Origin of the sequence: Massilia sp. TWP1-3-3 (assembly GCF_049897805.1) — a bacterium.
GTDB lineage: Bacteria > Pseudomonadota > Gammaproteobacteria > Burkholderiales > Burkholderiaceae_D > Telluria_A.
In genome coordinates this window covers 302,210-327,690 of the sequence record NZ_JAFCWX010000001.1, presented here as the reverse complement: position 1 = coordinate 327,690, position 25,481 = coordinate 302,210, and the positions used below count along the sequence as shown (strand labels likewise).

Genomic DNA, 25,481 nt, shown 5'->3' with positions numbered 1-25,481 from the left:
CTCAGGATACCAGCGCGGCAGTGCCGAACGCAATGTAGGCCCACATTTCGCCGTTCTCGTCGAGCTCCGTTTCGACGAAGCCGGCGCTGGCGTAAAAGGCCCTGGCCGTGGGGTTGACCGGTGAATAGCAGATCCACACGCCGGCCGCGCCCGGCAGGGCCTTGATTTCGTCCAGCAGCAGCGCGAGCGCGCGCCGGCCCAGGCCCTGGCCCTGGCGCCGATGGTCGACCATGAAGCGATAAATCGAATACTCGCCGGGATCGCCTTCCTCGGCCAGCGAAACGAACATCAGGAAGCCGACCGCCTGCTCGCCGTCGTAGATCGCGCGCGTGTGGTAGTGCGGATAAAAGCTCGCTTCGGCGATCGAGTAGGCGTTACTGTCGAGGAAGTCGACCTGGTGATCGAGCAAGGGCAGCTTGGTCAGTTGGTCGAAATTGTCGGCGGTGACGGCCCGCAGGCTGACGTTGATGCTCATCGATTTTCTCGGGTAAAGACAAAGCGCGAGTATGCCACGGCGCCAGGCGTTACGCGCTGCGGGTCGCCAAGGCCGGCGAGATGCTGGCCGCGCGCCACGCCGGCCCGTACACGGCAATCACGCCGAGCGCGAAAAACACGCCGGTCCCGGCCAGCAAATACCCAAGCGGCAGCTTGGCCATCTCCAGCTTGGTCACCAGCAGCTGGTTCAAGCCGATCGCCAGCACCGCGCCGCTGGCCACGCCCGCGGCGGTGATCATGATGTTTTCTGTGATGAAGTAGCGCAGGATGTCGGTGCGGCGCGCACCCAGTGCGCGCCGCACCCCGATCTGCTTGCGCCGCTGCGTGACCCACAGGCTGGCCATGCCGACGATGCCGCTGGCGGTGATCACGAGCAGCAGGGCGCTGACGGCAATCAGCGTCCATGACAGCGCCATGTCAGCGCGGTAGCGCTGCTTGCGGTCGCTTTCGGTCGTCTTGGCCGACAGGATCACCGGCGCGGTGGCGTCCTTGTGCAGCGCCGCCTCGGCCTCCTTCATGACCCGGTCGCGCTCACCCGGCGCGGTACGCACCGTGTAGGTGGCGCCCGGGATCCCGCCCACGCCGCGAAACGGCTGGATCAGCGAAAAGTCGCCTTGCTCGTCGATCTGTGCCCCGGGGCTTTGCAGGCGCTCGACTACGCCGATCACCTCGCTTTCTTCGGCGTCATCCCCGACGCCGAAGAACAGCGTCTTGCCGACCGCGCTGCCTGGTCCCGGCCACAGCTTTGCCGCCAGGGCGCTGGTGACGATGACGGTTTTCGGCGTGCCGTTGTGACTGGCCTGGCTGTCGAGCTCGAGCACGTCGTCGGGCTTGAAATCGCGCCCTGCGACCAGCTTGAGCTGCCAGGTGGCCACCAGCGAGTCGCCGGTCTGGTAGATCCATGCGCCGGCACTCTCGTTAAGTTGCTTGCGGTCGACCGAGACGCTGCTGCGGCGGGCCTGGTTCGACAGTGGCATCTGGTTGGTCGTTGCCACCGATGCCACGCCCGGGATCGCGCGCAGCCGGGCCGTTTCGCGTAACTGGAGGGCGCGGTCATACTCGGCCGTCTCCCGTGTCAGGTAACGCGTGCTGACATAGAACACGGAGCTTTCGTCGGCGATGCCGCTCGGGCGTGCCATGACGGCCTGGCGCAGGTTGACGATGTGCAGGGCATTGGCCAGGATTGCCATGCTGATGGCCACCTGGATGGCCACCAGCACGGCGCCTGTCTTGTTGCGCATGAGCGCGGAGAGAATGGGATTCATGAGGATCGTCGCTTTCGGATTCGTTATTGCGCAGTGAGTGCGCTGTTATTGCGCTGTTATTGCGATTTGAGTTGCATGGCCGGCGTGACCTGGCATGCGCGCCACGTGGGCAAGAGGCCCGCCACTACCGCGGCGCCCACCGACAGCACGAAGGTAAAGCCGAGCATGACCCAGTCCATGTGCGCGCCGCTGCCCATCTCGCTCGATTGCATGGAAATCAGGGCCAGCGCGGCGATGGCCAGCAGCAGGCCAAGGATGCCGCCGGCCAGGCCGATGACCGCCGTCTCGACCAGGAACTGGCGAAAGATGTGCTGACGCGAGGCGCCCAGCGCGCGGCGGATGCCAACTTCGGCCGCGCGCACCGAGAATTTGGCCAGCAGCAGGCCAACGGTATTGACCAGGCACAGGACCAGAAAGCCGGAGGCGAGCCAGGCCGACAGCTTGTTGTCGTTGCCGACCACTTTCATGAAGACCAGCCATTCGTTCACGTCGTACAGCGATGGCGCGACCGCCCGCTGATGACGCCCGAGCTTGCGCTGGTCGGCCGAGTAGTTGGCGAGATAAGCCTGGAGCTCGGTGCGCTCGCGCGCGGTTTTGGTCTCGAACCAGAACTGGATGAAGGTGCACTCGGAGGCGAGCAAGCCTTCATAGCCTGGCCCCGGGGTGGCAGAACAATTCATGCTGCCCTGGGGGCTCGATTTCAGGCGCGCCGCCGTGGCGAAAGGGATGTAGACGTCTTCGTCATTGCCGAAATTACCCTCGCCGCCGATCAGGCGGTAGTAGTGCGGCAGGGGCGCAAAGTCATTGAGCACGCCGGCCACCTGGAACGGCTGCCCCAGCATGATGATGCGCTGCCCGACCGGATTAGCCTGGCCGAACAGCTTGCCCGCGATCTGGCGGCTCAGTACGACCACATTGACGCCTGCCGCATCGTCGTCTTCGCTCCATGCCTGGCCGTGCAGGAAGGGCACGTCGAACATGGCGAAAAAGTCGCGCGTGAGCGCCAGGCCATTGGCAGGAAATACCCCCAGGTCCTTGCGCTGCGGTTCGATTGGCGCCGAGATGCCGAACATTGCCGTGCGCCGCTCGCCGACCTTGGCCCTGAGCAGGTTGACCGCGTCCGGATAAGTCATCTGGCGGTCGCCCGCTTCTTCGCCCGGGATGTATCCCTTGAGCGGACCAACGTCGAACTGCGGCACGAACAGACGCTCGCTTTTGTGCGGAATCGGGTCGCCCGACATCACGTGCAGAATCGTCAGCGTCGAAACGCTGGCGGCCACGCCGATGGCTAGCGTGAGCACCATCAGCGCCGTCAGTGCCGGGTTGCGGCGCAGGCTGCGCAGGCCCAGCATGAAGTAATACTTGAACATGTGCGCTCCTTAACCGTGGGTGGCCGACGCGTTCGCACGCGAAGCCGCATCGAACAGCGTGGGCGTCTTGCGCACCAAATCCGACACCTGGCCATCGATGATGTGCACGTTGCGCTGCGAACGGACCGCCAGTTCCGGGTCGTGCGTGACCATCAGGATGGTGGTGCCCTGGGCGTTGATTTCCTCGAGCAGCTCCATGACGCCGCGCGCCATTTGCGTGTCCAGGTTGCCGGTCGGTTCATCGGCCAGCAGCAGCTTGGGCGAACCGGCCAGCGCGCGCGCGATCGCCACGCGCTGCTGCTGCCCGCCCGACAGTTCGGCCGGGTAGTGCTTCATGCGCGAAGCCAGGCCGACCTTGGCCAGCGCGTCCTCGATGCGCTCCTTGCGCTCGGCCGCGTTGAAGCCGCGGTAGCGCAGCGGCACGTCGACGTTATCGAACAGCGACAGATCGGGAATCAGATTAAAGCCCTGGAAGATGAAACCGAGCTTCTCGTTGCGCAGGCGTGAGCGGGCGTTGTCGTCCATGCCCTTGACGTTGACGCCGTCGAGCACATACTCGCCGTCGGTGAATTCTTCAAGCAGACCAGCGATGTTCAGAAAGCTGGTCTTGCCGGAACCGGAAGGTCCTGTGACGGTGACGAACTCGCCCTTGTTGACCTGGATTTCGAAGCCGCGCAGCGCGTGCGTTTCGATCATGTGGGTGCGATAGACCTTGCTCAGATTTTTCATGCGCAGCATGGGGTGTCCTTTTTTTGGGATGGGGTTATTGATTGATCGAGACGCGCGCCGCGTTGGCGAAGGTATCGGTGCCGGCAATGACGACCTTGTCGCCGGGCTTGAGGCCTGCAAGAATTTCAACTGCCGTGATGCTGGTGGCGCCCATGGTGATGGGGGTGCGCACCGCAACGCCGTTCTGCACCACGTAGGCAAAGCGGCCGCCTTCGCTTTCCACGAAAGGCCCGCGCGGCAGCAGCACCACGTTGGGCTTTTCCTCGATCAGCAGGCGCGCCGTCACGCGCTGGCTCTGGCGCAATCCTTTGGGCTGGGCGCCGTCAAAGCGCACGCGCGCCAGCACCTGGTTTTTGACCACTTCCGGCGAGAGCGCCGACAACTTGCCGCTGGCCGTGGCCCCGCCAAGCTGGATTTCGGCCGTCATGCCCAGGCCCATGTCGGCCACATAGCTTTCCGGGACTTCGAGTTCGACTTCCAGGCGCGACAGGTCGACCAGCGTCATGAGGGCGACGTTGGCGGCCACCACGCTGCGGTCTTGCACGGACAGCGTGCCGATGAAACCGTCAACCGGCGCGCGCACGGTCAATTCGTCCACGCGGCGCTGGGCGTTGGCCATCGACAGGCGCTGGCGGTCCAGCTCATTGATCTTGGTCTTGAGCGCCAGGCCCACGTCGTCGCTTTCCAGCACAGCGGCCTTGCCGGCGTGGCGGGCGCGGATCTCGGCCGACGCCAGCGCGTCCTTGGCTTTTTGGAAGTCGATCTTGGCGATGACGCCGTCGTTGGCCACCGCCTGGTAGCGCTCCAGCGTGCGCTGGGCCGACAGGCGATCGATGTCGGCGGTGTCGGCTTCGCGCTGGGCCAGCAGCTTTTGCTTGCGCGAGGCGATATTCTGGCGCGCCACTTCCGCCTCGATCTGCTGGTAGCTCGATTGCTCGCGTTTGAGCGCGTCGGACAGGTCGGGCGAATCCAGCACGGCGAGCACCTGGCCGCGCCTGACGGTGTCGCCGGCGGCCACTTTTAAAGTGACGGTGGATGGCGCGGTGGAGTACAAAGTGGGGCTGACGGCGGCCACCACGCGGCCATTGACGGCGGCGTCGCGCACCAGCGTGCCGCGCGCGACTTCGGCGATGCGCAGGCGCGCACCGTTGACCGACTGGGCGCTCGCGCTCCACTTTGAAAACAGCATGAAGCAGGCAGCCACGGCGGCAACTGCGACGGCGGCGATCAGCAGGCGCCGCTTTCCCTGGTGCGGGGGCGGCGTGCTGAGGACGGCGTCTTGGGAGGAGGTATCTCGGATCATGGTGTGTGGTGTTGACAAGAATGTCATTACCTCCGCAGGATCCGTGCCAGGAGCTAAGTTATTGATTTCGTTCGATGTTTTTAGTCGCGTCCGCTGTCCGGAGCGTCCGGACGGCGGACGTATGGACAGCGGCCGGACACCTTGCGCCGGCCGCGACCGGCGTCAGGCCCCACTTGTGGTTTGTCAAATTGACCATATATCGCGTATATGATGCCGGCCTCGCCGCGCAAGACCTGAAAGATGTCATGCCCGCGTTCGTTTCAAAGCTGTCCGCCTTGTGGACGCTGGTTGCTGCTCACCTGCGTTCGCTGCTGCGGCTCCCCGATCGGGGACCCGGCGACTTCCCTTTCTTGGTCAGCGAGGTCGCGCAGCTGCACCGGCTGCGCACCGACCCGGCCACTGCATCGATCGACGACGCGACCTGGAAAGACCTGCTGCTCGAACCCTATTGCGCGGCGCTGTCGCAAGAGGTCAGCATTTTTGGGCAGCAGGTGCTGTACCAGCGGCTGCGCGCCGGCATGGGCGAGGCACCGCCGGAGCGCGTCAAGGCTTTCCTGGACAAGCCGGAACACGTGCAGGAGCTGCATCGCCAGTGCGAGCCGCTGCGCCGCGCAGACAAGGAAATCGCGTCCTTGCTGTATGAAGATGCGCTGCCGCCGGTGGCCGGATGGGCGCCGTTCACCTGGCTGCTGCCGCTCGCGCTGGTGATTGCGCTGGCGGGCGCGGTCATCTCGCCGCTGGCATGGCCGGTGATCGTTGTGGTGCTTGTTCTCGTGCTCGGCGTGCTGTTTGGCGTGCAGCTGCAGTACGCGCAGCGGGTAGAAGAGTGGCAACGCTCGATTGCGGCGCTGCAGATACTGCTGCGCGTGACGGCCAGTCTGGGTGGCAAGGATGCTGCGGTTGCGGGACGCTGCAGCTTGAGCTTTAGCCGCGCGGTCCTGACCGCCGCCGTTCCCTCCCTGCGCTCTTACCATGACTGGTTTGGCCTCGGCAATGTGAATCACTATTTCAAGAGCATCAAGCGGGTGCGCGACCGCCTGCCGTTGCTGCGCGCCTGCTTCGAGCATGTGGCGATCCTGGAGGCCGACGTCGCGCTGGCGCGGCACCTGCTGGGCGCGGGCACCTTCTGCTGGGCCGAACCCAGCGCCATGACCAGCATCGCGCTTGAAGAAACGGTGCACCCGCTGCTGGCGCATGCGCAGCCGCTCACGCTCGCGCTGCAGGGCAGGGGCGCGTTCATCTCGGGCCAGAACGGCATCGGCAAAAGCACCTTGCTAAGGACGCTGGGGATCAACCTGGTCGCCGCGCGCGCCTTTGGTTTTTGCTACGCGAAGAGGGCGAGCGTGCCGCTGGCGCCGGTGTACGCCAGCATGCAGAGCGAAGACTCGCTGCTTGGCGGCGAAAGCCTGTACATGGCCGAACTGCGGCGCGCCAAAGAGCTGCTGTCGGCCGCCGAGGGGCCGCACCCGGGCGTCTACATCATCGATGGCTCGACGTGCTGGCCGCCAAGGGCATGGTGGTGGTCTCGTCGCATAACCTGGTGCTGGCGTCGCTGCTGGCGCACCGGCTCGACCCGCTGTGCGTGGCGAAGGGAGATGACGGCGTGCTGACGCTGTCGAGCGGCGTGCTGGCGCATACCAACGGCATTGCGCTGTTGTCGGAGCGCGGCTTCGGCGGCGCCGTTCAGGCGAATGCCGGCAAGGTCTTCGACTGGCTCAGTGCCTACCTGGCGCATCCGGCCGACTGCGGCGGGGTGCTGGCATAGGCAATGTATATAAATGCGGGGCCGACCACACTTTAATTACGATGAACGGTGCGCATGCGCTTCCGCAGCAGAATCACCCCGTACATCAACGCAAGCATCGCGATCCATGCGCCGTAGACCACGGGCAGCGAAGGGACGTAGCCGTCAGGCCAGGTAGCCGCCTGCCCGTCAGAGAAATTGGGGCCGCCGCCGTAGCGGATGTCGAAATAAACGTTGCCGAGAAAGTGGATCAGCGCGATGTGGATCACGTAGAACAGCAGCGGATTGCGGCCGAACAGCATCAGCACCTTGTTCTCGCGCATCCGCGTAAAGGCTGCCAGCAGCAGCAAGCCGATGCCCGCCGTAGTGCACAAGTACAGCAGCGACGGCGGGTATTTGTGCACGCGCACGAACGACATCAGATCGAACATCAGGCCGCGGCCCTGCGCTGACCACGGGTCCGGGTCGCCGTAGATGTTCAACGAGCGCAGCGCAACGAAGGCGAGCAGCAGGCCGGCCGCCGAGGCCAGCAGGAAGCGGTCGCGCCGGGCGCGTTCCCACAGGAACACGGGACCGAGCGCGTAGCCGGCGGCCATCAAGCCGACCCATGGCATGAGCGGATACATGATGGCCACCCCGGCCAGCGGGAAGCCTTGCGGGAACGGGACGAAGCCGCCCTGATGCCAGGCTTGCCACAGCACGCTGGCCGGCTTCCAGTTGTCGAAGGCGTTGTGGGTGACGATCAGCAGAACGCCGATCAGGGCGATGGCTGGGCGGGGCAGCCAGACCAGCAACGCCAGGATCATCATGCCCACACCCAGCGCCCAGATCACTTGCAAGATGATCACGTGGTAGCCCAGCTGCCAGCTGAAGGATATCCAGCTGACTTCGAGCGCGAGCAGCATCAAGCCCCGCGTGGCGAGGTAGCGCGACAGGTCGGCGATGCCGCTGCCCTGGCCGCGCAGGAAAGCGGAGCTGCCGGCCAGCAGCACGAAGACGGTGGCGCACAGGTGGGTGATCCAGCGCGTCCAGAACCAGGCGGGCGTGGTGGCTGCGAGGTCTTCGGGGTTGAACGGCGTGGGGCCGAAAAAGTCGCGCGTGTGGTCCAGGGCCATCAGGGCGATGACGAAGCCGCGCAGCATGTCGATGGCGGGCAGGCGGGCTGGCTTGATCATGGGTGCGGTCCTTGGGAAATGTGCACTCGGCATGACATCGTCCTCGAGGCGGTCGCGAAAGGGGCGACAGTGCAGCAAAGTTACATCGTCCTCGCACGCGGGGACCTCTGGCACTTGCTAAGTTGAGCCGTTCTATGGGTCCCCGCGCGAGGACGATGTGTTGCTGCTGCTCTGTCGTCCCTTCTGCTACAGCCTCGTGCGCGGGGACGATGTTGTTTAAGTGTGCTTTATGCTACTTTAGCAATTCCCGTCAATACTGGCGACCTATTTTTCGCGCTCCAGCGGCGTGCCCTTGTCGATCACTTCGCGGCAGTCTCCCTTGAAGGTCGCATTGTCGTAATGGGCCCAGCCGTAACTGTCCACGTAGCGCGGATGCAGCTTGAACCGCTCGCTCATGAAGCTCCACTCCAGGTGCTCGTCCGGATAGCGGATATCGGCCAGGTCGAGCAAGGTATGAAATACATTCTCCGTCGACAGGCGCGCCTGGCTATGCTTGCGCAGCTGCGCAACCTTGGCCGGCCGCTGCGCCAGGTACACATCCGAATACCAGACAAACGCCGGCACGTGGAACTCGAATTGCGTGTTGTGACCGTGAAATGCCAAGTCGCACTTGTTGTCATACAAGGTCTGGCCGTGGTCCGACATGTACATCAAGGCACTGCGCTGCTGCGACTGCTTGAGCATGCCGATCACGTTCGATAAAAACCAGTCTGTATACAAGATGCTGCTGTCGTAGCTGTTGTTCAGTTGCGGCTTGATCTTGGTGTTGGTGTAGACCGGCTTGTCGACGCCGAACAGGGACGGCTGCCAACGGTCGAACTGTTTTGGGTAGCGATGGCTGTAATTCCAGTGGCTGCCCAGCGTGTGCAGCACGATCAGCTTTTTCTTGGCAGGATCGGCGAGCGCGCCTTTTACCGGGTCGAACAAAATCTGGTCGAAATTGGAATTGTTGGTAAAGCCGCCCAGGTTCAGGAACTGGATCACATCGGCTTCCTTGGCAAACACGGACACCGGCGTATCGAACTCGCCAAACGACACCTGGTTCGACAACCAGTATGTCTTGAAGCCCGCTTCCTTGTAGGCGGTCAGAAAGGATTTCTCCGCGAAACCATCCTTCAGGCTCTTGATCGCAGGCTTACGCGAAATCATTACCGGGACCGACAAGCGCGTGGCCGATACCGACGTGATGACGTCCGGCAGCATCACCAGGTTGCTTTCCTTGCCCAGCAGCGGGTTGGTCTCGCGCCCGTAGCCGTTCAGGCTCCAGCGGTCGTAGCGCGACGATTCGCCGATTACCATGACCACGATTTCTCCTTCGGCGTCGGGCACGGCCTGGCGCGCGCCGAACGTGAACTTGCTGTTGCGCGCCCCCAGTTCGGCCAGGTGCTTGCGTTCCTTGTAAAAGTCGAGCCCGCGCGACATCAGCCCGAACGGCCAAGAATTGGCAAACGCATCGAATTCCACAGGCAGGCGCGCGCGGTACGGCAAGGCCTGTAGTTTCAAGCCCGTGCGGTTCGCCGCAGGCACGGCAGCCACGACAGGCACGCTGGCGCCCTTGGCGGGCGCAGCAGGCCGCGCGGCAATGCCGAATTCGACCCCGTAGGCCCACAAGCCGGCGCCGCAGGACAGCACGGCCAGCGCGACCCAGCGCGAGCTGTCGGTCCAGTCCAGCTCGCGCGTGGCGCAGGCCGCGCGGAAACTGGCGATCCACCATGCCAGCGCGGCGACCATTACGCCCAGCATCAGCCACACGGTGTTGCCCAGGAATTCCATCGCTTCCTTGGGACTGGTCTCGGCGATGATGCCCAGGTGGTGGGTCGAAATGCCGGTCCCGTAGTAGGTATACAAATACACTTCGGTGGGCAGCGCCAGAAATGCGGGGAGCAACAGCCAGTGAAACCACGCGGGGCGCTTGAACACGGCCCATACCGCCACCCAGGCCACGAATTCGACACCCAGCACTTGCCACGGCCGCGCCATTGGCTTTCCCAGCAACATTGGTACGAACGGCACGGCCGACAGCAGCAGGTAGGTGAGCAGCAGGAAAATGGCGGCAGGGCGCAGCTTGTAACGCATTGTCAGGGTGGGTAGAATCAGGAGGCCCTTATTATCCCGGGGTTTGCAGCCCCAGAGGAGTTTTTTAATTTCCCGGCGCCAAAAAGGTGGCGGTGACGGTCGTCTTCGGTTGCGACAAGCGGAGCGGAAAGTACCCGATCGCCCAGCCGTTTGTTGACGGCAGGATGGTAAACAGGTTGACCATCCCCGCAATCACGCTTATACTCGCGAGTTCTCGAATTTATTCTGCACATCGTGTGCGCACTACAGCCGCTCCCTCGCGAGTGGCTATCGGCGCCTCCGCTGCAGTCGATCCGGGACTCAGTTTTAGTCCCCGGGCATGTTGCCCGGGTTATTCATGTTGTAATTTTGTTGGATTAATTAACGATGCCAACCATCAATCAACTGATTCGCAATCCACGCGTCGCTCTGACCGTGAAAAGCAAATCGCCGGCGCTTGAAAATAGCCCGCAAAAACGTGGTGTTTGCACCCGTGTATATACGACGACTCCAAAGAAGCCAAACTCGGCTCTGCGTAAAGTCGCCAAAGTTCGCCTGACCAACGGTTTCGAAGTCATTTCGTACATCGGCGGTGAAGGCCACAACCTGCAGGAACACAGTGTCGTGCTGCTGCGCGGCGGTCGTGTTAAAGACTTGCCGGGTGTGCGTTACCACATGGTTCGCGGTGCACTCGATACCCAGGGCGTCAAAGACCGTAAGCAATCGCGTTCGAAGTACGGTACGAAGAAAGCCAAAGCGGGCAAGAAGTAAGCTTATTTAAGCTCGCTTTTGCTTATTAATAGTTGAACCGACCAGAGACGGTCGAGTAAGTGGATGGCTATGATGGCCACCGCGAGTGTGCCCAGCACGCTCAACTGAAGACTGAAAGGAATTGAAATGCCACGTCGTCGTGAAGTCCCCAAACGCGAGATCCTGCCTGATCCAAAATTCGGTAACCAGGATGTCGCCAAATTCGTCAACGTTCTGATGCTGTCCGGCAAAAAATCTATCGCTGAAAGCATCATCTACGGTGCGTTTGAACACATCAAGACCAAGTCCGGCAAGGACCCGCTTGAAGTGTTCGCTACCGCGATCAACAACTGCAAGCCGATGGTCGAGGTAAAATCCCGCCGCGTCGGTGGTGCCAACTACCAGGTGCCAGTTGAAGTTCGTCCAGTTCGTCGTATGGCGCTGTCCATGCGTTGGTTGCGCGAAGCCGCAAACAAGCGCAGCGAAAAATCCATGCCGCAACGTCTGGGTGGTGAATTGCTGGAAGCCGCTGAAATGCGCGGTGGTGCTATGAAAAAGCGTGACGAAGTTCACCGCATGGCTGAAGCGAACAAGGCGTTCTCGCACTTCCGCTTCTAATCAAGGGCCAATCCCGGGCGTACGTCAGCCCGGGCGCGGCCATGCATCTGTTGTTCGAGGCCGGGCTCATTTTGTTCACAAAGTGTTGCTCGGTTTTGTCCATTAAAAGATTTAGGAATAATTATGGCACGCAAGACCCCCATTGAGCGCTACCGCAATATCGGTATCTCGGCTCACATCGATGCTGGCAAGACCACCACGACTGAGCGCGTCCTGTTCTACACGGGCGTGAACCACAAGATTGGCGAAGTGCATGATGGCGCGGCCACCATGGACTGGATGGAGCAAGAGCAGGAACGCGGTATCACGATTACCTCGGCTGCAACGACTTGCTTCTGGAAAGGGATGGCTAACAATTTCCCTGAGCACCACATCAACATCATCGACACGCCGGGCCACGTTGACTTCACGATTGAAGTTGAACGCTCGATGCGCGTGCTCGACGGCGCCTGCATGGTTTACTGTGCAGTCGGCGGCGTGCAGCCACAGTCGGAAACCGTATGGCGTCAGGCCAACAAGTACAAGGTCCCGCGCCTTGCATTCGTGAACAAGATGGACCGTACCGGCGCCAACTTCTTCAAGGTCTATGAGCAGATGCGTGCGCGCCTGAAGGCAAACCCGATTCCGCTGCAAATTCCAATCGGCGCTGAAGAAAACTTCAAGGGCGTGGTCGACCTGGTCAAGATGAAAGCCATCTACTGGGACGACGCGTCGCAGGGCATGAAATTCGACTACCGCGACATTCCTGCAGAACTGCAAGAGCAAGCGAACGAATGGCGCCTGAACATGGTCGAGGCCGCTGCTGAAGCGACCGACGAACTGATGAACAAGTACCTTGAAGAAGGCGACTTGACGGAAGAAGAGATCAAGATGGGCTTGCGTATGCGTACGCTGGCGTCGGAAATCGTTCCAATGATGTGCGGCACCGCCTTTAAAAACAAGGGCGTGCAAGCCATGCTGGACGGCGTGATCGAATACCTGCCGTCGCCGGTGGACATCAAGCCGGTACAAGGCATGGATGAAGACGACCAGCCGACCTCGCGTAAAGCGGACGACAACGAAAAGTTCGCGGCACTCGCGTTCAAGATCATGACTGACCCGTTCGTCGGCCAGCTGATCTTTTTCCGCGTGTACTCGGGCTCGATCAAGTCGGGCGACACTGTCTACAATCCGATCAAGAACAAGAAAGAGCGTCTTGGCCGTATTTTGCAGATGCACGCGAACCAGCGCGAAGAAATCAAGGAAGTCCACGCCGGCGATATCGCTGCAGCCGTTGGCTTGAAAGACGCGACCACGGGCGAAACCCTGTGCGATCCATCCTCGATCATCACCTTGGAAAAGATGGTGTTCCCTGAGCCGGTGATTCAACAGGCTGTCGAGCCTAAGACCAAGGTCGACCAGGAAAAAATGGGCTTGGCGCTGAATCGCCTGGCACAGGAAGATCCATCGTTCCGCGTCAAGACCGACGAAGAGTCGGGCCAGACCATCATCGGTGGTATGGGCGAGTTGCACCTGGAAATTATCGTTGACCGCATGAAGCGCGAATTCGGCGTGGAAGCCACCGTCGGCAAACCTCAGGTTGCTTACCGCGAGACGATCCGCAAAGTATGCGAAGAGTCCGAGGGCAAGTTCGTCAAGCAGTCCGGTGGTCGTGGTCAGTACGGTCACGTGGTATTGAAGATCGAGCCGCAAGAGCCGGGCAAGGGCTTTGAATTCGTTGACGCCATCAAAGGCGGTACGGTTCCACGCGAGTACATCCCTGCAGTTGAAAAGGGTGTGCGCGGCACGCTGAACAATGGCGTGATGGCCGGCTACCCAGTCGTTGACGTCAAGGTTACGCTGTTCTTCGGTTCGTACCACGATGTTGACTCGAACGAAAACGCGTTCCAGATGGCAGCTTCGATGGCCTTCAAAGACGGTTGCCGCAAGGCTTCCCCAGTCATCCTGGAGCCAATGATGGCCGTTGAAGTCGAAACGCCGGAAGACTACGCCGGTACCGTGATGGGCGACCTGTCGTCCCGCCGCGGTATGGTGCAGGGCATGGACGAGATTCCAGGCGGCGGCGGCAAGATCATCAAGGCTGAAGTGCCACTGTCCGAAATGTTTGGTTACTCGACCTCGCTGCGTTCCGCAACGCAGGGCCGCGCGACTTACACGATGGAATTCAAACACTATGCTGAAGCGCCTAAGCACGTGACTGACGCAATCGTCACCGCAAAAGCTAAGTAATTAGTCAAATATCAGTCGTTGAGGACAGAGCAAAGGCGATAAACCGTGCTCTGTCCCGCAAAACAAAAACTTTAAAGGAAGTTCAAAATGGCAAAAGGTAAATTCGAACGGACCAAGCCGCACGTCAACGTCGGTACCATCGGACACGTCGACCACGGCAAGACCACCCTGACCGCAGCAATCGCTACCGTCCTGTCGAAGAAATTCGGCGGCGAAGCAAAAGCTTACGACCAGATCGATGCAGCACCAGAAGAAAAAGCGCGCGGTATCACCATCAACACCGCCCACGTCGAGTACGAAACGGCTAACCGCCACTACGCTCACGTCGATTGCCCAGGCCACGCCGACTATATCAAGAACATGATTACCGGCGCAGCGCAGATGGACGGCGCGATCCTGGTGTGCTCGGCAGCTGACGGCCCGATGCCACAGACCCGCGAGCACATCCTGCTGGCCCGTCAAGTTGGCGTTCCATACATCATCGTGTTCCTGAACAAGTGCGACCTCGTCGATGACGCAGAGTTGCTGGAACTGGTTGAAATGGAAGTGCGCGAGCTGTTGTCGAAGTACGAATTCCCAGGCGACGACCTGCCAATCATCAAGGGTTCGGCACGTATGGCCCTCGAAGGCGACACCGGCGAAATGGGTGAAGTGGCGATCATGGCTTTGGCCGATGCACTCGACAACTACATCCCAACGCCAGAGCGCGCCATCGACGGCGCATTCCTGATGCCAGTGGAAGACGTGTTCTCGATCTCGGGTCGCGGTACCGTTGTGACCGGCCGTATCGAGCGCGGTATCGTCAAAGTCGGCGAAGAAATCGAAATCGTCGGCATCTCCGACACCGTCAAGACCACTTGCACCGGCGTGGAAATGTTCCGCAAGTTGCTCGACCAGGGTATGGCCGGCGACAACGTTGGTCTGCTGCTGCGCGGCACCAAGCGTGAAGACGTACAGCGCGGTCAAGTGTTGGCTAAGCCAAACTCGATCAAGCCGCACAATCACTTCACCGGTGAGATCTACGTCCTGTCGAAAGACGAAGGCGGCCGTCACACCCCGTTCTTCAACAACTATCGCCCACAGTTCTACTTCCGCACGACGGACGTGACTGGTTCGATCGAGTTGCCAGCGGACAAAGAAATGGTCATGCCAGGCGATAACGTGTCGATCACTGTCAAGCTGATCAACCCGATCGCGATGGAAGAAGGCTTGCGCTTCGCGATTCGCGAAGGTGGCCGTACGGTAGGCGCTGGCGTTGTTGCCAAGATCCTGTCGGAAGCCGGCAAGTAATTTCCAGCCAGCTGTTTCTGTATCAAAAAGGTGGGAACGGGGTTATACTTCGCTCCCACCTGTTTCACAGTGGCACAAATTCATATTGCCGGTCCATGGAGTCCGGTTCGCTCTTTCAAGGGAAATATCATGTCCGCACCAAACCAGAAAATCCGTATTCGCCTCAAGGCTTTCGATTACAAGCTGATCGACCAGTCCGCACTGGAAATCGTCGAGACCGCCAAGCGCACCGGCGCCGTCGTCAAGGGCCCAGTACCACTGCCAACGCGTATCCAGCGTTTTGACGTCCTGCGTTCGCCGCACGTCAACAAGACTTCGCGCGACCAGTTCGAGATCCGCACCCACCAGCGTCTGATGGACATCGTTGACCCAACGGACAAGACCGTTGACGCACTGATGAAGCTGGACCTGCCAGCTGGTGTAGACGTCGAAATCAAACTGCAATAATCGATTGCGATTTGCCGCCCGGGCAGCGATGCACGGGCGAGTTGGGGCCGGAGGAGTCCGCTTTATAGCGGATGAACCCGGCCCCGATGCATTTCAGCGACGCTTTAATCATGAACACGGCTTGAGATGCTGTGCGCCGGTGGCGCAGCCGGGCAAAGGGAGAGGATGCCAATGAACGACCGTGCCGGACTGTACGGCGTACTAGCGAACACGGTGCTGATTCTGCATGTCGGCATTGTGCTGTTCATCATCGGGGGGCTGGTGCTGACCCTGGCGGGCGGCATGCGCAAGTGGCGCTGGGTGCGCAACTTCTGGTTTCGCGCGCTGCATCTGGCGGGCATTGGCTACATCGCCCTGGAAGCCTGGCTGGGGATCGTGTGTCCGCTGACCACGCTCGAGCAATGGCTGCGCCGCCAGGCGGGACAGGCCGCCTACGGGGGCGATTTTGTCGCCCACTGGCTGCGCAAGTTCATGTTCTATGAAGCGCAGCCCTGGGTGTTCGTCCTGGCGTATTCGTCGTTCGGGCTGCTGGTGCTGCTCAGCTGGTTCGCTTTTTCGCCCGCTTATCCTTGGCGTAGGGTGAATTGATGTTCGGGTCGTAGACCGCCGGCAATCCTACCTGCTTGCGGCAACTATTGCGAATGCCCAGTTCGGTCGCCTTGTTTTCCTTGATCATTTCCGGCGTAGGCTCGCCGCCGTGCTGCGTCAACAGTTCGCGCGAGGCGGTATTGTGCGCGGTGAACAGGGGGACATAGCATTCGCAGTATTGGGGCAGCTTCGGATTGCCCTTCAAATCCCATTCGCCGAAAGGGCGCGGGAAGGTGACCGACTGCATGCAGCTTTGATAGTAGCCATGGGCGCCTTGCAGCGATCCGGAAGCGGCGTGCGCCGGCTGCAGCGCGAGGCAAAGCGCCGCGGCGAGCGTGGCGCGGAGCAGGGTGGCGAGGGGGGGCAGGATGGACATGCGTGCTGCCTTGTGCGGTGGAAAAACCGGCATCATAGCACGCAAAGTTGACCGAAAGTTATTATCTTTTGGCTATCGTGAGGCGGTACCCGGCGCGTTGGCGGCGCCGGGTGAGCAAGCGCTTACGGCGCCGGTGTGTTCTCTTCGCCTTTCGGGCAGCAGCGGTATTCGCTCGATTTTTCCAGCAGCTCGATCTGCTTTTGCAGCAGCTGGTTTTGCAGGTCCATACGCACCAGGTCGAGCGCCATCTGCTGCTTCAATTCAGGTTCGCAAATATCGCACTCGTCCAGGCAGCCCTTGACCAGCACGCCCGGCGTGGGCATTGCCATTTCCCGGCTCCAGCCCAGACGCCCCTGGGCCTCTGGCGACACTTCGCCGCCTACCTTGTCGATCAGCCCCTGCTTGACCAGGTCTTCATCGACCGCGCGCAGGGCGGCTTCGCGCACCGTCACCGGCATGGGCGAGGCGGGCGAGAAGGTGGTGAAGGCGCGCGCGGCCAGGCCGGGATTGATGCGGTTGGCATCCGCCTGCTGCTCCAGCGCGGCGCTGTCGAGGGCGCGCCGGGTCACTTCCAGCCGGTTGCTGGCCGTTGCCAGCACCGCCGTGGGCCGCACCGCCACCCCGGTGACGCTCTTGGGCGGATTGAGCGCGACCGAAGTGGGCGCCTGGGCGTCGATGACGCGCCGCTCGATGCGCACCAGTTCGAACTTGACGGTCTGGCACTTGTTAATCCGATAGAAATAAAAGCTGACCGCATGGCAGCGGTTTGGATTGCGGAACTTGCGCGAGGACGACTCGAACTGGTCGTCCGATTCGCCCTGCTGGTGGGCGCGGGTCGACACTTCGCCGATCGACGTCGAGGACGCCGCGCGGGTGCTCACCTCCATGTGCTGCTGGGTCGTTTCGGCGTGCTGGCTAAGCGCGCGCGCCAGCGTGCTGGCAGAGTGGGCGTCGTACGAGCCGGCCGACACCGAGCCGCCGATGCTGAAAATGCCCAGGTCGATGCCGGCGCCGCCGCCGCCGCTCACCGACGAGGAATGGAAGGACGAGCTGGCGTTGGTGGTGTCGACCAAGTTCAGGTTGCTCATGCCGTGCGCCATGCCTGCCGCGAAATAGGACTCTTCCGATGTAGCCTCATTCTTGTAACTGAGCTTGGTTTCGCTGTCAAAGCTGAAACGCGTATGGCGGTCGCTTGACGTCAGGTGCACTTCTTCGCCGGGCAACAGGGTGGTCGTGTACATGACGTCGCCCAGCGCCATGGGGCCGCTGCAGCGCGTCAGACGGAAATGCAGCGTGACATCGACCGCCACGGTGGTGCGGGCGCCATTGGCCTCGATCAAGGGATGAAACGGCAGCCGGTACGGGAAATTAAGCACGTCGCATACCGCACAATCGGTCAATTGCGGGCAGCACGGGATGTCGCGCTGTTGCATACCAGGGTCTTTCGGAACGTCATGATTCATTGCTAATTCTCCATTTTGGATGATGTGGCCGGCAGGCCAATGCCGACTATCGCAGTTCCTGCCGGGCCTGCTTTTGCGGCCGCGCATTGCCCGTTCATTGCCCGTTCATTGCCCGCCCATGCGGCGCCAAGACAGCGTGATTGACTGGATTTGCCGCAGCGCCGATACTCTTTACTTTCTGCTACCGAGCGCGCGCATGCCTGGAACGATCCTGATTGTCGAAGACGAGCTGGCGATCGCCGACAGCATTGCGTATGCCTTGCGCACCGACGGTTTCACGCCGCTGCATGTGAGCCTGGGCCAGAGCGCGCTCGACGCGATGCGCGCCACGCCGGCGCCGGCGCTGGTGGTGCTCGACGTCGGCCTGCCCGACATGAACGGCTTCGAGGTGTGCCGCCAGCTGCGCCAGTTCTGCGACGCGCCGGTCATTTTCCTCACTGCCCGCAGCGATGAAATCGACCGCATCGTGGGCCTGGAAATTGGCGCCGACGATTACGTGACCAAGCCGTTTTCGCCGCGCGAACTGGTGGCCCGCATTCGGGTTGTGCTGCGCCGCCTGGCGCCGGTGCCCATGCCCATCGCAGCGGCACCGGAACCAGCAAGATTCGTGCTGCGCGAGGAAGAAGCGCGCATCCTCTACTGCGGCAAGAGCTTGGAACTGACGCGTTACGAATACCTGCTGCTCAAGACACTGCTCGACCACCCGGGCCACGTGCTCTCGCGCGCGCGCCTGATGGACCGCGTGTGGGTCGACGCGCCGGAGACGCTGGACCGCACGGTCGACGCGCACGTCAAGTCGCTGCGCGCCAAGCTGCGCTTGATCGATGCCGCGGCCGACCCGATCCAGACCCACCGCGGCATGGGTTACAGCCTGGCTCCCGGCGCCTGATGAAAATCGGCCTGCGCATCCTGCTTGGCTACTTCCTGATCGTCGGCCTGGCCGCCTGGTTCGTGCTGGCCGTGTTCATGCAGCAGGTCAAGCCGGGCGTGCGTGCGACCCAGGAAGACGCGCTGGTCGACACCGCGCAACTGCTGGCCGCGCTGGTGGCCGACGACGTCAAGCGCGGCAACATGGCCGCGTCGCCGCTGCTCGAGCACATTCGCGCGGCGCGCCAGCATTCGGTGAACGTGACGATTGCCGGCATCCCGAAGCAGCATTTCAATTACCGCATCTACATCACGGACGCGAACGGGATCGTCACCTTCGATTCGCTGGGCGCCGACGTCGGCAAAAACTACGCCAAATGGAACGACGTGCTGCGTACCTTGCGCGGCCAGTACGGCGCGCGCAGCACGCGCGCCATTTATGACGACGATTCCAGCACCGTGATGCACGTGGCCGCGCCCATCCTGGACGGGCCGCGCATCATCGGCGTGCTGACGGTGGCCAAACCGAATTCGGCGGTGCAGCCGTTTGTCGAGCGCAGCCAGCAGGTGATCCTGCAGCGCGGCGCGCTGCTGCTGGCGCTGTCGCTGCTGATCGGGGGCGCATTTGCGTGGTGGCTGTCGAACGCGCTGCGTAAACTGATGGTCTACATCGCCGATGTCGAGGCGGGCAAGAAGGCGCCGCTGCCGGCGCTGGGGAACAACGAGATCGGCACGCTCGGCCGGGCGCTGGAATCGATGCGCGAAAAGCTCGAGGGCAAGGAGTATGTCGAAGAGCTGATGCACACCATGGCGCATGAACTGAAAAGCCCGATCGCGGCGATCCAGGGTTCGGCCGAGCTGCTGCAGGAAGACATGGCGAGCGAACAGCGGCAGCACTTCCTGGCCAATATCCTCAACCAGAACGCGCGCCAGAAGCAGTTGATCGACAAGCTGCTCGAGCTGATCCGCGTGGAAAAGCAGCAGCACCTGGCCGCCACCACCCGCATTGGCCTGGGCGCGCTGGCGCTGCAGGTGCGCGACGATTGCGCCGCGCGCATGCAGGCGCGCGGCCAGCAGCTGGTGCTCGATGCCGCCGATATCCAGGTCGACGGCGACGCGCTGCTGCTGCGCCAGGCGCTGGGCAATTTGCTCGACAACGCGATCGATTTTTCGCCCGAGGGCGGCGTGATTGCCTTGCGCGTGGAGCAGCGCGGCGACCAGGCCGTCATCAGCGTGAGCGACCAGGGCACCGGGATTCCCGAGTACGCGCGCGAGCGCTTGTTTGAACGCTTCTATTCGCTGCCTCGGCCGGGCGGGGCCAAGAGCACCGGCCTGGGCTTACCCTTCGTGCATGAGGTGATTGCCCTGCACGGGGGCCGCATCACGGTTGCCAACGGCGCCGCTCAAGGTACGCTCGCCACCGTGGAACTGCCAGTGGTGCAATGATCCGGCTGGTGAGCCAAGCTCAATTGATCAGCTCGCAAGCTTGCGGAGCAGGAAGAAGCCATTCAGGGTCAGGCGGCCCTTGCGGGGATCGGGCGAGAGGCGCCCGGGTGCGTCGATTTGACCGGAATGCAAAATGGCGCCGTCGTAGAAAATGATACGGTTGAAAGCGGCCGGAACGCTGGCCACTTGCTCGAAGTAGTCGTTCGACGCTGTCAGATACGCGGCGGGCGCGCCGATGACTTGATCGAACTGGCTTGTGGTGCATTGCATCGCATGGCGGTTGAGGGCCGCCATCTCCGCGGGCGCCTTGCGCGGCGCGTAAAAACTGGTGCCGCCCAGCGCCGCATCGGCAAACAGATACAGCACCGATGCTGCGATGCCCTCGTTGGCTGCGGGGTTGACGCTACGCGGCCCGACCATGGTGTCGCTGTGGCAGATGCGCTGTAAGGGCTGCAAGGCCGCAGGCGCCTTGGTCACCATGGACAGGCTGCTGCTTGCCTCGAGCGTGCGGCGGGCGCCCAGCAAGCGCCTGACATGCAGCGTAAAAAAGTCGCCCAGCTGCGCGGTGAAGGGATCGGGCATGGTCACTTCCGGGCCGGGAAAATAATTGCCGCCTTCGACCGCGAACATGGCGCGCTGGTCGTCGGCCCATGCCAGGATTTTCTCGGGTTCGAGCAGAAAGTCGTCGATGATCAGCACCGGCAAACGGCCGGGAATATCAAGCTGGCGAATAAGAGGACGTGGATTGAACAAGGCTTATCTTTCTGGCGCGTGGCTGATGATGCACCTTCATGAATATACAGCATGATTTAATGCAGCATGACCTAAGCACCGTGCAGCTGCGCGCGGGGCTGGGCGGCCGGTTCGCCCCTCCATAATCCGGTTCACCACATTTGATGTTGCATTCAGTGGGTTTGTGTTTACGATTGCTTATCGTCGCTGGCAATCAGGTGATTGACCGCGTCTCCCACATTCTTACCGAAGGCAAGTCCATGAAAAGAAGATCCTTACTCAAAATGGTGGCAACCCGGATGATTCCACTGGCCTTTTCTGGCGCACTGGCGCAACAGGCGCTTGGCGCGGTCAGCCTGAAAAAACGCTTGCGCGGGCGCGTCCGTCCCGGCCAGCCTGGCTGGCCTTCGCAGGCAAGCTGGAACCGCCTGAAGCAAGCAAGCACCGGTCAACTCACCAGGCTCACCCCGTTTTTTGCCCCTTGCGCCGAAACACAAACGAGCCCGGCCTGCAAAGAAGCGCTGACCCACGTCACCAATACCTTTGACCTGGGCGACCAGCCAGGCTTGACGCAAACGAGCGGCTGGATCGATGCGTGGACGTCGCAACCGAGCGCTTATGCGCTGGCGGCCAGTAACACGGCCGACATTGTGGCCGCCGTCAATTTCGCCCGCACGCATGACCTTCGACTGGTCATCAAAGGCGGTGGCCACAGCTACCAGGGCACGTCGGACGCGCCCGACTCGCTGCTGGTCTGGACGCGCGCGATGAACCAGGTCAGCGTGCAGGAAAACTTCGTCGCGCGCGGCTGCGAAGGCACGCAAGCGCCGCAGATCGCCGTGACGGTGGGCGCAGGCGCGCTGTGGATCGACGCCTATGACGCGGTGACCACGCGCGGCGGACGCTATGTGCAAGGCGGCGGCTGCACCACCGTCGGCGTGGCCGGCTTGATCCAGAGCGGGGGCTTCAGCAATTTTTCCAAGGCTTACGGCACCGCTGCCGCCGGTCTGCTGCAAGCGGAGGTGGTCACGGCCGATGGCCGGGTGCGCATCGCCAACGCCTGCACCAATCCGGATCTTTTCTGGGCGATCAAGGGCGGCGGCGGCGGCAGCGTTGGCGTGGTCACGCAACTGACCTTGCGCACGCGTGAACTGCCGGCCAGCTTTGGCGCGGTGTTTTTCACCATCAGGGCAGCGTCCGACCTTGCGTACCGCGCCCTAGTGGGCAGGATTATTTCGTTCTATAACAGTGCGCTGTTCAATCCGCACTGGGGTGAGCAGATGGCTTTTAACCCCGGTAATACGGTCAATGTATCGATGGTGTTTCAGGGGCTGCGAAAGCAGCAGGGCGCCGACATCTGGGAGCCGTTTCTGGCATGGGTGCGCGCCAGCGACGATTATGTATTCGAGAAGGCTTTCCAGTGCGTGGAGCTGCCGGCGCAGCACTTCTGGGATGGGCAATTCCTGGCCAAGCATGCGCCAGGGTTTACCGTTGCCGACACCCGGCCGGGTGCGCCCGCGCACCACATGCTGTGGAAAGGCGACCTGGAACAAGCCGGCTGGTTTATCCACGGCTATCGATCGGCGTGGATGCCGGCGTCGCTGCTGCAGGCGGACCAACAGGCGCGCCTGGTCGATGCGGTATGCCGTTGCGCGCGCTTGTGGCGCGTGGCGTTTCACTTCAATAAGGGATTGGCCGGCGCACCGGCGGCCGATATTGAAGCGGCGCGCGACACTGCCATGAACCCGGAGGTCCTGACGGCCTTTGCGCTGGCCATCGTCGCCGGCGGCGAAGATGCGCGCTTTCCCGGCATGCCGGGCGCCGGGTCCGATGATGCCAAGGCCAGGGACAACGCGCGCAAAATCGGCGCGGCGATGGATGAGCTGATGAAAGTGGCCCCAGGCGCCGGTTCGTATGTCTCTGAAAGCGACTACTTCCTGAGCAATTGGCAGAATGCGTTCTGGGGCAGCAATTACGAACGCCTGGCGCAGGTAAAGGCGAAATACGATCCGGATGGTCTGTTTTTTGTTCATCACGGCGTGGGCAGCGAAGCGTGGAGCGCTGACGGTTTTACCCGCCTGGCATCAAACAGCGTCGCAGGCGAGTAGCAGCGCACTTCACACAAAACGCATCACCAGCGCACATCCGTTTTTTAGTATGGCGGCTTCAACAACCTGGAGCCGCCATGCAAAGAACACTGCTTTTCAAGATACTCGCCATCATGGCGCTCACGCTGCTCATCTGCATACCGCTGGCGATGATCAATCTCACCATCACGGAACGCGCCCAGTTCCGCGAACAGGCGGTGGCCAGCATCGCCGCCGATTCGGTGCGCGAGCAAACCATCACCGGGCCAATCCTGGTGATCCGTTACACGGACGAATTCGATGAAGTGATCAAGACGCCCGACGGCGACAAGATCAAAACCGAAGTCGTGGCGCGCTCGGTGGAGCGTACCCACCTTGTATTTCCCAATGAGCTCGGTGTCGATTCGTCGATCAAGACTGACCGCCGCTATCGCGGCATTCATCAAGTGCTGGTGTATAGCGGCCAGCACACGATCGCCGGCGACTTTGTGCTGCCGCTGATGAACGAGCTGCCGCGCGCGTCGGCCAAGTCGGTCGTGCGGCTTGACCAGGCCAGCATCGCGCTGGGCATCGGCGACGTGCGCGGCATTCGCAATATCCCCAAGATCGACTGGGCCGGCGAGGTGGTCGAGTTCGAGCAGGGGACGGGGCTGACATCGGTGGCCAGCGGCCTGCACGCCAACCTGCCTGCATTGGCCCTGGCAGCGCCGGCGCGCGTGAAATTTTCGTTCGCGCTGGGGCTGGACGGCATCGAACGCCAGCATTTTGTCCCGCTTGGCAAGAGCAACAAATTCACCGTCAAATCCGACTGGCCGCACCCGCAGTTCAGCGGCGACTTCCTGCCTTCGCCCAGGGAGCGCACCATCAACGACAGCGGCTTTAGCGCGACCTGGAACATTTCGTCACTGTCGACGATGGCGCAAAAGCAGTTGCGCGCGGCCGAAGATACAGTCATGGCGCCCGATGCGCTCCGAAAAGCCACCGACAAGTTCAGCATCGGCTTCATTGAACCGGTCAACGTGTACTCGCTGGCCGAGCGCGCCACCAAGTACGGGCTGCTGTTCGTGGCATTGACGTTCGCCGCGTTCTTTGTGTTCGAGATCATGAAGCAGCTGCCGATCCACCCGGTGCAGTATCTGCTGGTGGGGCTGGCGCTGGTGCTGTTTTTCCTGCTGCTGGTGAGCCTGTCGGAGCACATCGCGTTTGCCTGGGCTTACCTGGCCGCCAGTGTCGGCTGTATCGTGCTGATTGGCTTTTACCTGTCGTTCGTGCTGCACAACTGGTACCGGGGGATGGGATTTGGCGTGGCCCTCACGCTGCTGTACGGCGCGCTGTATGGCCTCTTGATCTCGGAAAATAACGCGCTGGTGCTGGGCAGCCTGCTGCTGTTCACGGTGCTCGCCGCAGTGATGGTCGCCACCCGCAAGGTGGACTGGTATCAGGTCGGCAAAGCCGATCCGGTGGCAGCCGCTTAAAGGAGCCGGCCCATGTTTGTCCGTCAGTCGCTGCGCTTGCGCGCATTCGATGATCATTTGCTGGGTCTGCGTGCAATGCCAATGCCGCGACTGATGGGCGCCTGCCGCTTTGCTGTCGAATTTCTCTACTTCGGCTTTAAGAACGCGCGCGCTTGCCTGTTTGTCAGCCTGTTTTTCGCAGCGGTGTTCCTGGTGCCGCGCGCCGGCTTGCCGGGGCTTGCGCGCTACGATGTGCTGCTGGTCGTCGCGCTGGCGATCCAGGCATGGATGGTCTGGTCCGGTCTTGAGACGGTCGATGAAGTCAAGGCCATCACGCTGTTCCACGTGGTCGGCTTTGCGCTGGAGGTGTTCAAGACCTCGAGCGGCATCCAGTCTTGGTCCTATCCTGATGCTGCGTACACCAAGCTGCTTGGCGTGCCGCTGTTTGCCGGCTTTATGTACGCGGCCGTTGGCAGCTACATGATCCAGGCCTGGCGCCTGTTCGGTTTGCGCGTGGTGCACCATCCGCCGTACTGGATGAGTGCGGCCATCGCGCTGCTCATTTATGCGAACTTCTTCACGCACCACTACATTGGCGACTACCGCTGGTATATCGCGGCGTGTGCGTTGGGACTGTATGCGCGCTGCACCGTCATCTACACGCCGGTTGATGTCGAGCGCAGGATGCCCTTACTGCTGGCGTTCGTGCTGATCGGGTTTTTCATCTGGCTGGCGGAAAATATCAGCACGTTTTTCGGGGTCTGGCGCTACCCCAATCAACTGGGCGCGTGGTCGATGGTACATGCGGGGAAGTGGAGTTCGTGGTCGCTGCTGGTGATCATGACGTTTACGATGATTGCGAATCTCAAGCACATCAAGGCGCAGATTCAGGTGCCTGATTAGACGTTTTTTGCCTGTTGCCTGTTTGCACGGCGGCGTGGACCGGGGCGGGTAGCGAAGGGAGAGTGACTCGGGCATTTGTACCCGGTTTGTGCCTC

General features: G+C 61.8%; 23 protein-coding genes. 13 read left to right on the top strand and 10 right to left on the bottom strand.

The genetic code is table 11. The annotated features are described in order from the left end of the window. Window position 1: 1 nt before the first annotated feature. The 5 genes from ACP7D4_RS01560 to ACP7D4_RS01540 are packed head-to-tail and all read right to left on the bottom strand — an operon-like array spanning window position 2 to window position 5,162. Window positions 2-475, bottom strand: coding sequence for a GNAT family N-acetyltransferase (locus tag ACP7D4_RS01560; protein ID WP_426207583.1), 474 nt, complete (start codon window positions 473-475; stop codon window positions 2-4). A gap of 49 nt (window positions 476-524) precedes the next feature. Further along, window positions 525-1,760, bottom strand: coding sequence for an ABC transporter permease (locus ACP7D4_RS01555; protein ID WP_426207582.1), 1,236 nt, complete (start codon window positions 1,758-1,760; stop codon window positions 525-527). Window positions 1,761-1,816: 56 nt separating this feature from the next. Then, entirely contained in the window at window positions 1,817-3,130 is a 1,314-nt protein-coding gene (locus tag ACP7D4_RS01550) for an ABC transporter permease (protein WP_426207581.1), read from the bottom strand. Window positions 3,131-3,139: 9 nt separating this feature from the next. Next, window positions 3,140-3,868: an ABC transporter ATP-binding protein gene (locus ACP7D4_RS01545; RefSeq protein WP_426106894.1), complete on the bottom strand. Its 729-nt coding sequence runs from the start codon at window positions 3,866-3,868 to the stop codon at window positions 3,140-3,142. A gap of 25 nt (window positions 3,869-3,893) precedes the next feature. Then, window positions 3,894-5,162, bottom strand: coding sequence for an efflux RND transporter periplasmic adaptor subunit (locus ACP7D4_RS01540; RefSeq protein ID WP_426106896.1), 1,269 nt, complete (start codon window positions 5,160-5,162; stop codon window positions 3,894-3,896). A 245-nt stretch (window positions 5,163-5,407) separates the two neighbouring features. On the opposite strand from ACP7D4_RS01540, the gene ACP7D4_RS01535 reads away from it, so the two are divergent. After that, complete coding sequence (locus ACP7D4_RS01535; protein ID WP_426106897.1) at window positions 5,408-6,772, top strand: MutS-related protein; 1,365 nt, start codon at window positions 5,408-5,410, stop codon at window positions 6,770-6,772. Next, window positions 6,745-6,927, top strand: a complete 183-nt coding sequence (locus ACP7D4_RS01530) for a hypothetical protein (RefSeq protein ID WP_426207580.1) — start codon at window positions 6,745-6,747, stop codon at window positions 6,925-6,927. Before ACP7D4_RS01535 ends, ACP7D4_RS01530 begins: the two co-directional genes overlap by 28 nt. Before the next feature lie 32 nt (window positions 6,928-6,959). Here the strand turns inward: ACP7D4_RS01530 and ACP7D4_RS01525 are convergent, their stop codons facing one another. Continuing rightward, window positions 6,960-8,081 carry a DUF1624 domain-containing protein gene (locus ACP7D4_RS01525; protein ID WP_426106899.1) on the bottom strand — a complete coding sequence of 374 codons (1,122 nt, stop codon included), beginning with the start codon at window positions 8,079-8,081 and terminating at the stop codon, window positions 6,960-6,962. Window positions 8,082-8,345: 264 nt separating this feature from the next. Next, the gene (locus ACP7D4_RS01520; protein ID WP_426106900.1) at window positions 8,346-10,157 is read right to left on the bottom strand and encodes a phosphoethanolamine transferase; all 1,812 of its coding nucleotides are present in this window, start codon (window positions 10,155-10,157) and stop codon (window positions 8,346-8,348) included. A gap of 366 nt (window positions 10,158-10,523) precedes the next feature. Here ACP7D4_RS01520 and rpsL point away from each other — a divergent pair, with 366 nt between their 5' ends. From rpsL to ACP7D4_RS01490, 6 genes are all read left to right on the top strand, one after another. Then, a complete protein-coding gene (gene rpsL, locus ACP7D4_RS01515) occupies window positions 10,524-10,907 on the top strand; it encodes a 30S ribosomal protein S12 (RefSeq protein WP_426106901.1) in 384 nt (127 codons plus the stop codon). A 126-nt stretch (window positions 10,908-11,033) separates the two neighbouring features. Then, window positions 11,034-11,504 carry a 30S ribosomal protein S7 gene (gene rpsG, locus ACP7D4_RS01510; protein ID WP_426106903.1) on the top strand — a complete coding sequence of 157 codons (471 nt, stop codon included), beginning with the start codon at window positions 11,034-11,036 and terminating at the stop codon, window positions 11,502-11,504. A gap of 123 nt (window positions 11,505-11,627) precedes the next feature. Further along, window positions 11,628-13,733: an elongation factor G gene (gene fusA / locus ACP7D4_RS01505; protein WP_426106904.1), complete on the top strand. Its 2,106-nt coding sequence runs from the start codon at window positions 11,628-11,630 to the stop codon at window positions 13,731-13,733. Window positions 13,734-13,820: 87 nt separating this feature from the next. After that, a complete protein-coding gene (tuf, locus tag ACP7D4_RS01500; protein WP_426101600.1) occupies window positions 13,821-15,023 on the top strand; it encodes an elongation factor Tu in 1,203 nt (400 codons plus the stop codon). Between the two features lie 129 nt (window positions 15,024-15,152). Beyond that, the gene (gene rpsJ / locus ACP7D4_RS01495; protein WP_010394389.1) at window positions 15,153-15,470 is read left to right on the top strand and encodes a 30S ribosomal protein S10; all 318 of its coding nucleotides are present in this window, start codon (window positions 15,153-15,155) and stop codon (window positions 15,468-15,470) included. Between the two features lie 171 nt (window positions 15,471-15,641). Continuing rightward, the gene (locus ACP7D4_RS01490) at window positions 15,642-16,058 is read left to right on the top strand and encodes a DUF2784 domain-containing protein (protein ID WP_426101597.1); all 417 of its coding nucleotides are present in this window, start codon (window positions 15,642-15,644) and stop codon (window positions 16,056-16,058) included. On the opposite strand, the gene ACP7D4_RS01485 is transcribed toward ACP7D4_RS01490, so the two are convergent. Together ACP7D4_RS01485 and ACP7D4_RS01480 are read right to left on the bottom strand one after the other, a co-directional pair. Beyond that, window positions 16,009-16,434, bottom strand: coding sequence for a hypothetical protein (locus ACP7D4_RS01485; RefSeq protein ID WP_426101595.1), 426 nt, complete (start codon window positions 16,432-16,434; stop codon window positions 16,009-16,011). The two genes, ACP7D4_RS01490 and ACP7D4_RS01485, sit on opposite strands and share 50 nt — an antisense overlap. A 122-nt stretch (window positions 16,435-16,556) precedes the next feature. Then, complete coding sequence (locus ACP7D4_RS01480; RefSeq protein ID WP_426207579.1) at window positions 16,557-17,897, bottom strand: hypothetical protein; 1,341 nt, start codon at window positions 17,895-17,897, stop codon at window positions 16,557-16,559. Window positions 17,898-18,093: 196 nt separating this feature from the next. On the opposite strand from ACP7D4_RS01480, the gene creB reads away from it, so the two are divergent. Continuing rightward, window positions 18,094-18,786, top strand: a complete 693-nt coding sequence (gene creB, locus ACP7D4_RS01475; protein ID WP_426101591.1) for a two-component system response regulator CreB — start codon at window positions 18,094-18,096, stop codon at window positions 18,784-18,786. Next, window positions 18,786-20,210 carry a two-component system sensor histidine kinase CreC gene (gene creC / locus ACP7D4_RS01470; protein WP_426101589.1) on the top strand — a complete coding sequence of 475 codons (1,425 nt, stop codon included), beginning with the start codon at window positions 18,786-18,788 and terminating at the stop codon, window positions 20,208-20,210. The genes creB and creC overlap by 1 nt, the downstream gene beginning before the upstream one ends. A 27-nt stretch (window positions 20,211-20,237) precedes the next feature. Here creC and ACP7D4_RS01465 read toward each other — a convergent pair whose 3' ends face one another. Continuing rightward, window positions 20,238-20,963, bottom strand: coding sequence for a DUF6445 family protein (locus ACP7D4_RS01465; protein WP_426101587.1), 726 nt, complete (start codon window positions 20,961-20,963; stop codon window positions 20,238-20,240). Window positions 20,964-21,202: 239 nt separating this feature from the next. Here ACP7D4_RS01465 and ACP7D4_RS01460 point away from each other — a divergent pair, with 239 nt between their 5' ends. The 3 genes from ACP7D4_RS01460 to ACP7D4_RS01450 all read left to right on the top strand — a co-directional run bounded on the left by ACP7D4_RS01460 (window position 21,203) and on the right by ACP7D4_RS01450 (window position 25,386). Further along, window positions 21,203-23,050 (top strand): FAD-dependent oxidoreductase, encoded by a 1,848-nt coding sequence (locus ACP7D4_RS01460; RefSeq protein ID WP_426207578.1) that lies wholly within the window; start codon window positions 21,203-21,205, stop codon window positions 23,048-23,050. A gap of 77 nt (window positions 23,051-23,127) precedes the next feature. Then, entirely contained in the window at window positions 23,128-24,504 is a 1,377-nt protein-coding gene (gene creD, locus ACP7D4_RS01455) for a cell envelope integrity protein CreD (RefSeq protein WP_426207577.1), read from the top strand. Window positions 24,505-24,579: 75 nt separating this feature from the next. Further along, window positions 24,580-25,386: a DUF817 domain-containing protein gene (locus tag ACP7D4_RS01450; RefSeq protein WP_426207603.1), complete on the top strand. Its 807-nt coding sequence runs from the start codon at window positions 24,580-24,582 to the stop codon at window positions 25,384-25,386. The last annotated feature ends 95 nt before the right edge of the window (window positions 25,387-25,481 follow it).